The 14446-nt window shown below is 68.6% G+C and carries 12 protein-coding genes; 8 read left to right on the forward strand and 4 right to left on the reverse strand.

All coding sequences use genetic code 11. The features are described from left to right. Positions 1-416: 416 nt before the first annotated feature. The 4 genes from M3185_RS16545 to rhaI all read right to left on the reverse strand — a co-directional run bounded on the left by M3185_RS16545 (position 417) and on the right by rhaI (position 6549). Positions 417-1463: a LacI family DNA-binding transcriptional regulator gene (locus M3185_RS16545; RefSeq protein ID WP_251334774.1), complete on the reverse strand. Its 1047-nt coding sequence runs from the start codon at positions 1461-1463 to the stop codon at positions 417-419. Positions 1464-1673: 210 nt separating this feature from the next. Continuing rightward, complete coding sequence (locus M3185_RS16550) at positions 1674-3146, reverse strand: rhamnulokinase (RefSeq protein ID WP_251334775.1); 1473 nt, start codon at positions 3144-3146, stop codon at positions 1674-1676. A 5-nt stretch (positions 3147-3151) separates the two neighbouring features. Continuing rightward, a complete protein-coding gene (locus M3185_RS16555) occupies positions 3152-5218 on the reverse strand; it encodes a bifunctional aldolase/short-chain dehydrogenase (protein WP_251334776.1) in 2067 nt (688 codons plus the stop codon). Positions 5219-5382: 164 nt separating this feature from the next. Further along, positions 5383-6549 carry an L-rhamnose isomerase gene (gene rhaI / locus M3185_RS16560; RefSeq protein WP_251334777.1) on the reverse strand — a complete coding sequence of 389 codons (1167 nt, stop codon included), beginning with the start codon at positions 6547-6549 and terminating at the stop codon, positions 5383-5385. A 403-nt stretch (positions 6550-6952) separates the two neighbouring features. On the opposite strand from rhaI, the gene M3185_RS16565 reads away from it, so the two are divergent. The 8 genes from M3185_RS16565 to M3185_RS16600 all read left to right on the forward strand — a co-directional run. Beyond that, positions 6953-7321 (forward strand): L-rhamnose mutarotase, encoded by a 369-nt coding sequence (locus tag M3185_RS16565; protein ID WP_251334778.1) that lies wholly within the window; start codon positions 6953-6955, stop codon positions 7319-7321. A 495-nt stretch (positions 7322-7816) separates the two neighbouring features. Further along, complete coding sequence (locus M3185_RS16570; protein WP_251334779.1) at positions 7817-9196, forward strand: MFS transporter; 1380 nt, start codon at positions 7817-7819, stop codon at positions 9194-9196. 257 nt (positions 9197-9453) lie between these two features. Continuing rightward, complete coding sequence (bglB, locus tag M3185_RS16575; protein WP_251334780.1) at positions 9454-10614, forward strand: beta-galactosidase BglB; 1161 nt, start codon at positions 9454-9456, stop codon at positions 10612-10614. 83 nt (positions 10615-10697) lie between these two features. Further along, the gene (kduD, locus tag M3185_RS16580) at positions 10698-11462 is read left to right on the forward strand and encodes a 2-dehydro-3-deoxy-D-gluconate 5-dehydrogenase KduD (RefSeq protein WP_251334781.1); all 765 of its coding nucleotides are present in this window, start codon (positions 10698-10700) and stop codon (positions 11460-11462) included. Between the two features lie 70 nt (positions 11463-11532). After that, positions 11533-12372, forward strand: a complete 840-nt coding sequence (gene kduI, locus M3185_RS16585) for a 5-dehydro-4-deoxy-D-glucuronate isomerase (protein WP_251334782.1) — start codon at positions 11533-11535, stop codon at positions 12370-12372. A gap of 169 nt (positions 12373-12541) precedes the next feature. Beyond that, a complete protein-coding gene (gene eda / locus M3185_RS16590) occupies positions 12542-13180 on the forward strand; it encodes a bifunctional 4-hydroxy-2-oxoglutarate aldolase/2-dehydro-3-deoxy-phosphogluconate aldolase (RefSeq protein ID WP_251334783.1) in 639 nt (212 codons plus the stop codon). Positions 13181-13322: 142 nt separating this feature from the next. Beyond that, positions 13323-14300: a sugar kinase gene (locus M3185_RS16595; RefSeq protein ID WP_251334784.1), complete on the forward strand. Its 978-nt coding sequence runs from the start codon at positions 13323-13325 to the stop codon at positions 14298-14300. A 30-nt stretch (positions 14301-14330) separates the two neighbouring features. Beyond that, positions 14331-14446: heterodisulfide reductase-related iron-sulfur binding cluster (locus M3185_RS16600; RefSeq protein WP_146200278.1), on the forward strand; the 116-nt coding region annotated here is incomplete at its 3' end.

The raw sequence follows: 14446 nt of genomic DNA on the forward strand, positions 1-14446 counted from the left end.
CAGCCGGTTGCCCTCCTCATCGGAGATCTCTCGGACACGCACACGCTCGGACATCGCAGCCTCCGGGGAAGACAAGACAACCCCAGTCTGCGCCTACACGGCAAACGTTCCCAGCCACGGCACTAGCAGATCTCGGTGCATCCCAGAATTAGGGCATCAGCGCCCTGAGCCTTCTGGCCTGGATCAGCGCCCACAGCACTTCCCTGGGAGCGTCCAGGGCCTTTCCGGCGCCCAGCTCCATAAAGATGGCGTCGTTAATACAGGGCCCGGCAGGCCTGGTAGTAGCGCAGCACCCTGTGACAGCCAGGGTGATGGGCGCGACCAGTGCTACCAGGAGTTGCACGGAAATGAATGGGGGAGTTAGGACGGTCAGAACCCCAGGGCGAGGGATTCATGGCACGGAAGGTGCCTTTGCCCTACTGGCGTAGCTCACGAGGCGGTGTTGGGGTCAGGGTGGAGTCGCGCACGACCAGCTCGGGCTGGAAGCTGACGTGGCGGTGGCGGTGGTCGGGGTCGGCGATCTCGTCCTCGAGCAGTTCCACCGCCGTGCGCCCGATCAGCCGGGACGGCTGGCGGATGGAGGACAGCGGCACGATCGCGGAGGTGGCGAACTCGATGTCGTCGTAGCCGATCAGGGCGACATCCTCGGGCACCCGTAACCGGTGGCCGAACACGAACGCCTGCAGCAGGCCCACCGCCACCAGGTCGTTGGCGGCGAACACCGCCTCGGGGCGCCGGTTCGCGGGCAGGGCGAGGACGTGCTCCCCGGCCCGACGGCCTTCCAGCACGGTCAGGGCCGTGATTTTTACCACCTCCAGGGACGCCTCGGGAACGGCGGCCACGGCCTGGTGGGCCCCAGCATGGCGGTCGCGCACCTGGTGCAGCGAGTCCGGGCCGCCCACGAAGGCGATCCGGCGCCGGCCCGTGGCCAGCAGATGCTCCACAGCTGTGCGTCCACCTTCGACGTCATCGACGGCCAGGGAGCAGTAGAGGCGCGGCGGGGCGTGCTCGTCGACGAGGACCACTGGGGTGCCGCGGGAGCGTAGGGCGTCGATCCGGGCCCGTTCCGGGTGCTGGGGGGTGACGAGCACCCCGCGCACGCGCTGCTCCTCAAACAGGTCCAGGTACAGGTTCTCCCGGGCCGCAGACAATCCGGCGTTGCCGAGGATCACGGCCTGGCCCAGCTTCTCGGCCGCGGCCTCCGCACCCAGGGCGATCTCGTTGTAGAAGGGGTTGGAAGAGTCCTGAACCAGCAGTCCGATGGTGCGGGAGTTGCCGGCCTTGAGTTGGCGGGCGACGTCGTTGCGGACGTAGCCCAGTTCCTCGATCACTTGTAGCACCCGGGTGCGGCGGTCCTTGGAGACCATCTCGGGCCGGTTCAGGACGTTGGAGACCGTGCCGATGGACACGTTCGCCTCCCGGGCGACGTCCTTGATGCTCACCGGCGGCCGGTCAGGGGTCATGTGCTTGTTCCATCTCCTCGCTGGTGAGTGTCCATCGTATCCAAGCCCCTCAGCGGCGGGCTCTGGGCGTGGTTGCCCACCCGGACACACCAGCGGATGGATGCAGGTCTCACCATGTCGGGCCCGCCCACTGCGCGACGGCAGCTCCGCTGACGGGTCCTCCCGCACCTGCTGGAATCCGCGAAACCGGTTCATCATGGGAGCCGCCGCTTATGCCACCCTTGGGGAGCTGAGGACCCTTGGGGTGTAGCGGACGGGCTCGAAGGTGGTCGCGACGATCCTCCGAAGGTCTTCTAGGCTGCCAGACACGAGCCCGACCGCCCGCATCTGCACCAAGATGTTGCCGACGGCGGTGGCCTCTCCAGGGCCGGCGTAGACGGTGCGGCCGGTGCGGTCGGCCGTGAGCTGGCACAGCAGGGCGTTCTGCGAGCCCCCGCCCACGACGTGCACGGTGCGGATGCGCTTGCCCGACAGCTGCTCGGCCTGCTCGATGGTGGCGGCGTAGGCGGCGGCGAGGGACTCCAGGATGGACCGGACGACCTCCGCCCGGGTGCGCGGAGGCTGAAGGCCCCGCTCCTGGCACCAGGCGGTGATGCGGGCGGGCATGTCACCGGGGGCGGTGAAGCGGGCATCGGTGGCGTCGAAGACGGGCACCGGCCGAGTCACCGCGGCCGCCTCGGCGATCAGGGCGGCGAGGTCGCTGGTGCACTGGGCGTCGGTGGCCCCGGGCCCGTCCCAGGTGCGGATCGACTCGGAGAGCAGCCACAGCCCGGAGACGTTCTTCAAGTAGCGCACCCGCCCGTCCACCCCGCCCTCGTTGGTGAAGTTCGCCGCCCGGCTTTCCTCGGTGAGCACCGGGGACTCCAGCTCCACCCCGACCAGCGACCACGTGCCCGAGGAGATGAACGCCGACTCGTCGTCGGTGACCGGGACGGCGACCACCGCGGAGGCGGTGTCGTGGGAGCCGACCGCGGTGACCGGCAGCCCCGGGGCGGCCCCGAGCTCGGCGGCCACCCCGGGCAGAAGGCCGCCGATCCTCGTCCCGGGAGCGACCACTGTCGGGAACAGCTCACTGGGCAGCCCGAGCCGGGATGTGAGCTCCGTGTCCCACCGCCCGGTCCGGGCGTTGAGCAGGCCGGTGGTGGAGGCGTTGGTGGCCTCGGCCACCTGCTCCCCCGTCAGCCAGTACCCGATCAGGTCGGGGATCAGCAGCGCCCGGTCGGCCAGCGCCAGGTCCCCGGCGGCCTGGTCGGCGGCCAGCTGGAAGACCGTGTTGAACGGCAGGTGCTGCAGCCCGTTGCGGGCGTACAGCTCCTCCGGGCCCACCCGGGCGTGCACCGCCGCCACCCCGGCGGCCGTGCGCTCGTCGCGGTAGTGGTAGGGCACCCCCAGCATCCGCCCGGCCCGCAGCAGGGCGTAGTCCACCGCCCAGGAGTCGACGCCGACCGACGCCACCTCGGCCTCCTGGCGCACGGCCTGAGCCAGCCCGGCGGTCAGGGACCGGTAAAGCTCGGTGATGTTCCAGTGCAGCCCGGTCCGGGTGCCCTCATGCAGGCGCACGTGCTGGTTGGGGAAACGGGCGACGTGACGCAGGCGCAAGCGCCCGTCCACGATCCCACCCAGGATCACCCGGCCGCTAGTGGCTCCCAGGTCGACGGCGGCAACGGCCGACGTGGTGCTCACGGGGCTCACCGAAGGAAAGCGGCGGCGACGCCGGCGTCAACAGGGATGTGCAGCCCGGTGGTGTGCGAGAGATCCCCGGCGGTCAGAGCGAAGACCGCGTTGGCGACGTTCTCGGGCAGCACCTCGCGCTTGAGCAGGGTGCGCTGGGCGTAGTAGGCGCCGAGCTCCTCCTCGGGCACCCCGTAGACGGCGGCGCGCTTGGCGCCCCAGCCGCCGGCGAAGATCCCGGAGCCGCGGACCACCCCGTCGGGGTTGATGCCGTTGACGCGGATCTGGTGCTCGCCCAGTTCCGCGGCCAGCAGCCGGACCTGGTGGGCCTGGTCGGCCTTGGTGGCGGAGTAGGCGATGTTGTTGGGGCCGGCGAACACGGAGTTCTTGGACGAGATGTAGACGATGTCCCCGCCCATGTCCTGGGCAATCATGGTCCTGGCCGTGGCCTTCGAGACCAGGAAGGAGCCCTTGGCCATGACGTCGTGCTGCAGGTCCCAGTCGGCCTCGGTGGTCTCCAGCAGCGGCTTGGACAGGGACAGCCCAGCGTTGTTGACCACCAGGTCCACCCCGCCGAAGGCCAGCACGGCCTCATCGATCGCCGCCTGCACGGCGGCCTCGTCGGCCACGTTGGCGGCCACCCCGATCGCCACGTCGGTGGTCCCGATCTCGGCGGCGGCCGCCCGTGCCTTGTCGAGGTCGAGGTCGGCGATCACCACGCACGCCCCTGCGGCGGCCAGGCGGGTGGCGATGGCCTTGCCGATGCCCGACGCCGCCCCGGTGACCAGTGCGATTCGGGTGGCCAGGGGCTTGGGCTGCGGCATGCGGGCGAGCTTGGCCTCCTCCAGGGCCCAGTACTCGATGCGGAACTTCTCGGCCTCGTCGATCGGGGAGTAGGTGGAGACGCCCTCGGCCCCGCGCATGACGTTGATGGCGTTGAGGTAGAACTCCCCGGCAACCCGGGCGGTCTGCTTGTCCTTGCCGAAGGAGAACATCCCCACCCCGGGCACCAGCACGATCGCCGGGTCCGCTCCGCGGATGGCGGGGGAGGCCTCGGTGGCGTGGCGGTCGTAGTAGGCCTGGTAGTCGGCGCGGTAGGCCGCGTGCAGTTCTTTCAGCCGGGCCACGCACTCCTGAACCGGGGCGTCGGCGGGCAGGTCGAGCACGAGGGGCTTGACCTTGGTGCGCAGGAAGTGGTCCGGGCAGGAGGTGCCGAGTGCGGCCAGGCGCGGGTGCTCGGCCGCGGCGAGGAACTCCAGAACCCGGGGGTCGTCGGTGAAGTGGCCCACCTGGGCGCGGTCCGTGGAGGCCAGCCCGCGGATCACCGGGGCCAGGGCCGCGGCCTTCGCCCGGCGCCGGTCCTGCGGCAGGGGCCCGTAGCCGGGCAGGGCCGGGCCGAACGGCTGGGGCCTAGAGTGGGCGTCGATGTAGGCCTCGGCGGTGTCGATGATCCAGCGGCTGTTGGTCTCGGCCTCCTCACTGGTGTCGCCCCACGCGGTGATGCCGTGCCCGCCCAGGATGCACCCGATCGCCTCCGGGTGGGCCTCCTTGATGGCGGCGATGTCCAGGCCCAGCTGAAAGCCCGGGCGGCGCCAGGGCACCCACACGACCTTCGCCCCGAAGATCACACCGGTGAGCCGCTCCCCGTCGGCGGCGGTGGCGACCGCGATCCCGGAGTCCGGGTGCAGGTGGTCGACGTGGGTGGCCTCGACGAGCCCGTGCATGGCGGTGTCGATGGACGGGGCCGCCCCGCCCGTCCCGTGCAGGCAGTAGTCGAAGGCGGCGACCATCTCGTCCTCGTGCTCGACCCCGCGGTAGACCTGGGGCAGGGCGCGCACGCGGTCCAGGCGCAGCACCGCCAGGCCCTTCTCGGCCAGGGTGCCGAGGTCGCCGCCGGAGCCCTTCACCCACAGCAGCTCGACGTCCTCCCCGGTGACGGGGTCGGTGGCGGTGCCCTTGGCGGAGGTGTTGCCGCCGGCGTAGTTGGTGTTCTTCGGGTCCGCGCCCAGCCGGTTGGAGCGGGCGATCAGGTCGGCAACAACGGACTGTGTCGTGGTCTTCGTGGTGGTCTGCTGGGCGTTCATGGAAAGGAGGCTCCTCGGAGAGTGTCTTAAATGAATCAAAGGGAGTGACGGAGTGGAGGAATCAGGCGGACCGGATCATCTGTCGACCAGAACAATCGGAATGGTCGGCGGGAAGCACCGGTAACAGGAACCCGGCGGGTCCGGTTTTTGTGGCGCGGGGCGGTTCAGGAGGCCCAGGAGGCCTGGGTGCCGCCGACGCGCTCGGCCGCGATGGCCTGCTGGTAGCCCGACGCCGCGTAGGCGGCCATCGGGTCGGCCGGCAGGCCCCGCGACTCCCGCCAGGCCGCCAGAGCCGGCCGGACGTCGGTGTAGAAGGCGTCCATGAGGACCTGGTGGGCGCCGAGCACGTCCCCGGCCTCCTGCGCGGCGGTGAGCGCCACGCGGTCCACCAGCAGCGCCCGGGCGGTCATCTCCTGGACGTTGAGCACCGAGCGGATCTGCCCGGGGATCTTCTCCTCCACGTTGTGGCACTGGTCGAGCATGAACGCGACCCCCGCGGCCGGGTCCAGGCCGCCGCCGCGGATCACCTCGACCATGATCCGGAAGAGCTGGAAGGGGTCGGCGGCCCCGACGATGAGGTCGTCGTCGGCGTAGTTGCGGGAGTTGAAGTCGAAGGATCCCAGCTTCCCCAGGCGCAGCAGCTGCATGACGATGAACTCGATGTTGGTGCCCGGGGCGTGGTGGCCGGTGTCCAGGCACACCACGGCCCGCTCCCCCAGGGCGGCGACCTGGGCGTAGGCGGTGCCCCAGTCGGGGACGTCGGTGTGGTAGAACGCCGGCTCGAAGAACTTGTACTCCAGCACCAGCCGCTGGTGGGCGCCCAGGTGGGCGTAGATCTCGGCCAGGGACTCGGCCAGCCGGTCCTGGCGCCCGCGCAGGTCCTGCTGGCCGGCGTAGTTGGTGCCGTCGGCCAGCCAGATCTTCAGGTCTCGCGAGCCGGTGGCGTCCATGATCTGCAGGCACTCGAGATGGTGGTCGATCGCCTTGGCGCGCACGGCGGAGTCCGTGTGGGTGAGGGAGCCGAACTTGTAGTCCTCGTCCTGGAAGGTGTTGGAGTTGATCGTGCCCAGGCCCACCCCCTGCTCGGCCGCGTGCTCAGCCAGGGCCGCGTAGTCGTCCACCTTGTCCCACGGGATGTGCAGCGCCACGGTCGGGGCCAGCCCGGTGAACCGGTGCACCGTGGCGGCGTCGGCGATCTTCTCCTGGACGGTGCGCGGGGTGCCGGGGGTGCCGAAGACCTTGAAGCGGGTCCCGGAGTTGCCGAACGCCCAGGAGGGCAGCTCGATGGCCTGGGTGGCGAGCTGGGGCGCGATGTCGTCGAAAACAGGCATGGCTCTCACTTCTCTGGGAGACGGCGTCGAGGACCGGGACGGCCACTTAACTCGATATGTGAATCGTTTCATAACGCTACCGAGTGAAGTGCGTCACGTCAATGCTCTGCCGGCAGACGGATCCCTTACGCAATACTCCAGGCCGCTTTGCAGGCAGTAATTCCGGTCATGACACCGGAGAGTTCGGGGTCAGGTGCACAGGGGGCACTCAGTTCCTGTGTCGCCCCCAGGGGTGGAGGGTGTGTCGCCAGTCGTTGGAACGCGGTGTTCTCTTTACGATGGGGCCCGCATGAGGAGAGACCTGTCACATCCAGATCCATCCTGGCCGCTGGAGTTCGCCTTCTCATCGCCTTCCACCCGTCGCAGACCCTCTGGGGTCGCCTCATTCCCGAAGGAGTGCTGCATGAGCACCTCCCGCTTCCCCGCGAAACTGCAGGAGCTGATCCGGCTTCCCGAGGAGATCACGCGCACCCGCCGGTGCTTCCTGCTCCACGTCAGGCCGGAGAGGCTGCCCGAGTACGTCGAGGTGCACCAGCGGGTCTGGCCCGAGATGCTCGCCGCACTGCGGGAGACGGGATGGCGCAACTACTCCCTGTTCCTGCGTCCGGAGGACGGGCTGGTCGTGGGCTACTTCGAGGCCGACGACGTCGCCGCCACCGAGCAGCTGATGGACGCCCATCCGGTCAACGCCCGGTGGCAGGCCGAGATGGCCCCGTACTTCGTCGAGGGCAGCTCCGCGGAAGCGCTGACCCAGTACTTCCGCCTGACCTGATCCGTGCTGCGCACCCGAGCCTGCAGCGCATCACGCGCCTCCAAGGCCTGATCGTCAGTCATCCGACGATCATGGTGTGCCGCTGACATCGGCACAGACTGATCAAAAGCGGCGTCCGCAACGTCGGCTCCGCCGCCATGAGGCCAAGACTGCACCGCCCGGTCACCTCCGCGCCGAGCTAGCCCACCATTCCTTATCGCCTCCTGGTCATGCCGAGGGGGTGCCCCTCGGCGCAACTGTGGGGGCGGGTTGACATTTTTCTGCAGGGCGTTGACGTGACCCACCTCACCCCCTACTCTGATGAAACGATTCAGGAATGTGAGGGACCTCACGGACTCTCATTCGCCTCCTTCATCGAGGGGAGAAGGCCCTAACCGCAATCGACGACCCAGCCGGGACGAGCAGCGGTTGCCTCACCCGTTCAGCAGTCCCGACCACCGTCCCGCACGGACCCGTTCCGGCCTCTTCGCCAATGTCGATGAAAGAAGTCAGCACATGACCACCACGTCACCCGGGGACACCCGACCCGAAGCCAGCATCGGAGTGCGCAACCCGAAGAAGGCCGCGATGAGCGGCTGGATCGGCAGCGCACTGGAGTACTACGACTTCGCGCTGTACTCGCTGGCCGCCGCGCTCATCTTCCCGACCATCTTCTTCCCGACCGAGAACCCAACCGTCGCGCTCATCGCCTCGCTGGCCACCTACGCGGTGGGCTACGTCTCCCGCCCGCTGGGCGCTGTCGTCCTGGGTGCGTACGGGGACAAGCACGGGCGCAAGCAGGTGCTCGTCTTCGCGATGCTGCTGATGGGCTTCGCGACTTTCGCTGTCGGGCTGCTGCCCACGTACGGGCAAGTCGGCATCCTGGCGCCCGCCCTGCTGGTGACCCTGCGCCTGATCCAGGGATTCGCAGTTGCCGGGGAGCTCGGCGGGGCTAGCGCGATGATCGTCGAGCACTCTCCCGATGCCAAGCGCGGCTTCTTCGCCAGCTTCAGCCTGCAGGGCACGCAGGTCGGCTCGATTCTGGCCACCGCTGTGCTGCTGCCGCTGTCCGCTCTGCTCCCCGACGACCAGTTCCAGTCCTGGGGCTGGCGCATCCCGTTCCTGCTTAGCGCCTTCGTAATCCTGGCCGGCTACCTCATCCGTCGCCGGGTGCAGGAGCCCCCGGCCTACCTCGCACAGTCCGAGGAGGTTGTGGCGAAGCGCCGCTTCCCGCTCGTTGACCTCCTGCGCACCCACCCGTGGGTCCTCGTGCGGTGCGTCCTGATGACCTTCACCAACGTGATCGGCATGGCGACCCTCATCTTCGGGGTGTCCTACGCGACCCAGGAGGGCTACGGCATCGGCTTCTCCAAGAGTGACTTCCTCTGGGTGACCCTGGTGGCCAACATCGCTGCCGTGGCGACGATCCCGGCCTTCGGCGCGCTGTCGGACCGGATCGGCCGGCGGGTGCTCATGGTGGTCGGCGGGATCGGTGGCGGCGTGCTGGCCGGGGCCTACCTGTGGGCCATCGACCAGGGGAGCCTGTTCCTGGTCTTCGTGTTCGTCGTGATCGTGCAGGGAACCTTCTTCCAGATGTGGAACGCGACCTTCGCCACGTTCTTCCAGGAGCAGTTCCCGATGCGGATCCGCGTGACCGGGTTCGCGGTATCCCAGAACATCGGCCTCATGCTTGCCTCGTTCTTCCCGAGCATCTTCACCGCGATCGCTCCTCCCGGGACGACGAACGTTCCGCTGGTCATCGGCTCGGCCACCGTAGGCATCTGCCTCGTCGCGGCCCTGGCCACGCTCCTGTCCCCCGACACCAAGGGCAAGTCGCTCGAGGACCTCGAGGACCACGGGACCGCGCCGCGGCCGGTCAGCGCCGACCGCGCATGAATCCAGCCCATGGCCGAGGAAGCGGACAGCAGCTCGCCCCGGATCGAGCCTCGCTGGACGACACACCGCACGAGCATCGCCCGCTTCCTCGGCCCGGTGGGCACCATGACAGAACGGACCACGACGGCGCCAGAACGCCGATCGGGCACCGAAGATTGCCGGCGCCACCTGCAAGTTCAACATCGACTCGTACCGGAACCCGACCGGTTTCGGCGAGGCAGGGTGACGAGGGCACAACACGTAAGCGGAGAACGGTGATGACTGAGACGACGAATGGGCTGCAGGCAGAGTGGCCGGTAAAGCACAGCCCGCTGCTGCGGGCACCGGAGCGCTCCATCTCCCGGGCGGAACTCCAGGAGCTGGTCCACCGGCTGACGGACAACCTGGTCAACATCACGGACGAGACGGGCCAATTCCTCCTGCGCCTGGACGACGGACGGGTCATCGACACCAAGGGCTGGGCGGGTTGGGAATGGACCCACGGCATCGGCCTGTACGGGATGTGGCAGTACTACGACCAGACCGGTGAGACGGCGATGAGCGAGATCATCGACTCTTGGTTCACCGCGCGACTGGCCGAGGGCACCACGAAGAACGTCAACACCATGGCGCCGTTTCTGACACTGGCCTGCCGGTACGAGGAGACGGGCGACCGCACGCTCCTGCCGTGGCTGGACTCGTGGGCCGAGTGGGCGATGCGCGCGATGCCGCGCACCCCGCACGGCGGGATGCAGCACATCACGTTGGCCGAGGAGAACCATCACCAGCTGTGGGACGACACTCTCATGATGACGGTCCTGCCGCTGACCAAGATCGGTCTGCTGCTGAATCGACCGCACTACGTCAGTGAGGCGACCTTCCAGTTCCTCACCCACGTGGCCTACCTCATGGACCGCGAGACGGGGCTGTGGTTCCACGGGTGGTCCTTCGAGGGCAACCACAACTTCGCCAAGGCCCGCTGGGCGCGCGGGAACTCGTGGTTGACCATGGTCATCCCCGACTTCCTGGAACTGGTGGACCTACCCGCATCCGACCCGGTGCGCCGGTTCCTGATCGAGGTCCTGGACGCCCAGGTCGCAACCCTTGCGCAGCTGCAGGACAGCACAGGACTGTGGCACACACTCCTCGACGACCCCTCCTCCTATCTCGAGGCCTCAGCAACGGCGGGGTTCGCCTACGGAATCCTCAAGGCTGTGCGCAAGGGATACCTCGACGCCACGTACGCTCCAGTGGCCGAGAAGGCAGTCCAGGCGGTCATCGCGAACATCTCCGAGGACGGCGAGCTGCAGCAGGTTTCCTTCGGCACCGGGATGGGCTCGGACCTGGATTTCTACCGCGCGATCCCGCGCACCTCGATGCCGTACGGCCAAGCCATGGCGATCCTGTGCCTGGCGGAGTACCTGCGCACCTACTACTGAGCCGCCACGGTACGGCCCGGGTTCTTCAGGTCCTGGGCCGTGGAGTCACGCACGACAGTGTTCATATTGATGGAGGAAAATTGATGGTTCTCGACTCATTCCGACTGGATGGGAAAGTCGCCCTGGTGACGGGTTCCTCGCGTGGGCTGGGGCAGGGTGCGGCGGTGGCGCTGGCGCAGGCGGGCGCCGACGTCGCACTGCTGAACCGGGCCGGGGCGCAAGAGACCGCTGAGAAGGTCCAAGCCCTGGGTCGGCGGGTGCACCTGATCGAGCAGGACCTGGTCACGGCGACCCCGCAGGATCTGGAGGAATCGGTCCAGTCCGTGGTGAGCGCTCTGGGGCGCATCGACATCCTGGTGAACAACGCCGGGATCATCCGGCGGGCACCCCTGCTGGAGCATCCGGCCGCGGACTGGGACGACGTGCTAGCGGTCAACCTGGACGCCGTGTTCCACCTGTCCCAGGCCGCCGCCAGACAATACGTGGCCCAGGGCGGAGGAAAGATCATCAACATCGCCTCGATGCTGTCCTTCCAGGGCGGCATCCTGGTGCCCGGCTACGCGGCGAGCAAGCACGCGGTGGCCGGCCTCACGAAGTCGTTCGCGAACGAGCTGGCCGCCCACGGGGTGAACGTCAACGCAATCGCCCCGGGATACATGGCCACCGACAACACTGCCCCGATCCGGGCCGACGAAGCGCGCGAGAAGTCGATTCTGGACCGCATCCCGGCTGGCCGCTGGGGCAGCCCCGAGGACCTGCAGGGCCCGATCGTCTTCCTCGCTTCTCCCGCCTCGGACTACCTCAACGGCGCGATCATCCCGGTCGACGGCGGCTGGCTGGTGCGCTGACCACCACCGTCACAACACCCACCAGACACCGACTCATGTGAAACATCCCCCCAGAACTGGAGAAACCACTATGGAACAGCGTTACGCCACCAGCCCGGAGCAGCTCCCGGCCTTCGACACCACCGAGCTGCGGGAGCGGTTCTTGGTCGAGGATCTGTTCGTCCCCGGCGAGGTCAAAGTCACCTACACCCATCACGACCGGATCGTTCTCGGCGGCGCGGTGCCTGCCGGCCAGCAACTTCCACTGCCGACGTTCGAGGAACTGCGCGCGGAGTACTTTCTGGCCAACCGCGAGGTGGGGATCATCAACGTCGGCGGCACCGGCACGGTCACCGCCGACGGTGAGACCCACACCCTGCCCAACGGGGCGTGCCTGTACATCGGCCGCGGCACCCGAGACATCGTCTTCGCCGACGCCCCCGCAGGCGAGGACACCGAGGGCGCGCAGTTCTACCTGTTCAGCGCCCCGGCACACACCACCTACCCGACCCAGCTGGTGCTCAAGGGGCAGGGCACGGTGCGTGAGCTCGGTGATCAGCTCACCAGCAACCGGCGGAGCCTGAACCAGTACATCCACGAGAACGGCGTCCAGTCCTGCCAGATCGTCATGGGCGTGACCGAGCTGCACCCGGGATCGATGTGGAACACGATGCCGGCGCACACCCACGACCGCCGCACCGAGTGCTACCTGTACTTCGACGTGCCCGCCGAGGCCCGGGTGATCCACCTGATGGGCCAGCCCGAGGAGACGCGTCACCTCGTGATCGCCGATCGGCAGGCGGTCATCTCGCCGTCCTGGTCGGTGCACTCCGGGGTCGGCACCGCCGCCTACTCCTTCATCTGGGCCATGGCAGGGGAGAACCAGTCCTTCGACGACATGGACGCCGCCCCCGTCACCTCTCTGCGCTGAGCCCGGGCAAGCGTCTCGACGCTGCGGCCCCACCCCGACCGTCACGGGTGGGGCCGCTCAACCACCGCGCCAAGGGCCTGACCCGGCCCAGCGGGCAGGCGGCAAGTTCACCGCCGCAATGCCAGGGCATGACGACCACCTACACGCAACCCACCTGGAAGAGATCCTGATGAGTGACCCCCTTTCCCTCCTCTGCGCATCGCGCCTGGTGCCCGTCGTCGTGCTCGACGACGCGGCCGACGCCGGACCCCTGGCAACTGCCCTCGTGGCCGGGGGCCTGCCCGTCGCCGAGGTGACGTTCCGCACTACAGCGGCAGCCGAGGCGATCAGTGTCATGGCCGACCGCGAGGACATGCTCGTAGGAGCGGGCACGGTGCTCACCGCCCAGCAGGTCGACCAGGCAGTCGCCGCGGGAGCCTCCTACATCGTCTCGCCCGGCCTGAGCCGGGCGGTGGTGGAGCGGTGCCAGGACCACGGTGTGCTCGCGCTACCCGGGGCCGTGACCGCCACCGAGGTCCAGGCGGCCCTGGAACTGGGCCTGACCACGGTCAAATTCTTCCCCGCCGGCACCTCCGGGGGCGCCCCGGCGATCTCAGCACTTGCCGCCCCGTTCGGCGGGGTCCGCTTCGTGCCCACCGGCGGCGTCGGCCCGAAGAACCTCCACGAGTACCTGGCGATCCCCGCGGTGGCAGCCGTGGGTGGTTCCTGGATGGTGTCCCGGGACCTGGTCCGATCCGGTGACTTCGCCCAAATCACCCGACTCACTACGGAGGCCGTCGCCTTGGCACGCCAGGGCACCTTCTCCTGACCCGCCCGGTTCCTCCCTGCTGACCGCACAGTACGGCGGCACCACCATCCCATCCGTGACCCTTTCCGATCTGAGGAGCCACCATGTCCATCCCAGGAGTCAGTGCCCTGATGGCCGAAGCCGCGGCACCGGAGGAATCAGCATGAGCGTCCTGCCCGAACCCGGACAGGACGTGACCACCGACGTCGTCACCTTCGGGGAGACCATGGCTCTGTTCAAGACCGACACCCCGGGCCCCTTGCCTTACGCCCCCAGTTGGAGCCTGGGCATCGGCGGCGCCGAGAGCAACGTGGCCGTGGCCCTGCAGCGCTTGGGCACCTCCGTCACTTGGATCGGGCGCGTCGGGGCCGACAGCCCGGGAGACCTGGTCGTGCGCGAACTCAGGGGGGAAGGGATCACCGTCGTCCCGGTTCGTGACGACGCCGCCCCCACCGGGTTGATGATCAAAGAACGTCGCACCGCCGAGGCGCTCAAAGTCTGGTACTACCGCTCCGGTAGCGCAGGGTCCCGTCTGCACCCGGACGACGTCCCCAGCGGTGTCCTAGAGCGCTCACGGCTGCTCCACGTCACCGGCATCACCCCCGCACTCTCGAGCTCGGCGGCTGCCACCACGCATCAGGCCATCGACCGCGCCAAGGCCGCCGGAGTCCTGGTGTCCTTCGACCTCAACTACCGGGCGGCCCTGTGGTCCCCAGAGGCAGCAGGGCATCAGTTCCGGCAGATCATGGCCAAGGCGGACATCGTCTTCGCCGGTGACGACGAAGCTGCCATCGCCGTCGGACCTGCCTCCGGGCCTGGGGAACTGGCCAGCCGTATCGCCGCACTCGGTCCCACCCAGGTCATCATCAAACGCGGTGCCCAGGGATGCCTGGCACTGGTTAACGGCACCGAGTACGCCCGGGAAGCGGTGCCGGTGCGCGTGGTGGACACGGTCGGGGCAGGAGACGCCTTCGTCGGGGGCTACCTCTCCGAACTCCTCCGCGGATCCGACATCAACCAGCGTCTCCTGACCGCCAACCAGGTCGGCGCCTTCGCCTGCCTGGTCCCCGGTGATTGGGAAGGCATGCCCCGCAGAGCCGAACTGCACCTGCTGGATCCCAGTGACCCCGTCTCCCGCTGAGACATTACCGACACTACGACCGGAGGCCGCATGAGAATCGCACTGTTCGCCACGTGCATCGTGGACGCGATGTACCCGAGGGTCGCGCTGGCCACCGTGCGCGTGCTGGAGCGGCTGGGCCACGAGGTCGTGTTCCCGCCCGGCCA

It is taken from the genome of Kocuria rosea, from assembly GCF_023715525.1.
GTDB classification, from domain to species: Bacteria; Actinomycetota; Actinomycetes; order Actinomycetales; family Micrococcaceae; genus Kocuria; species Kocuria rosea_A.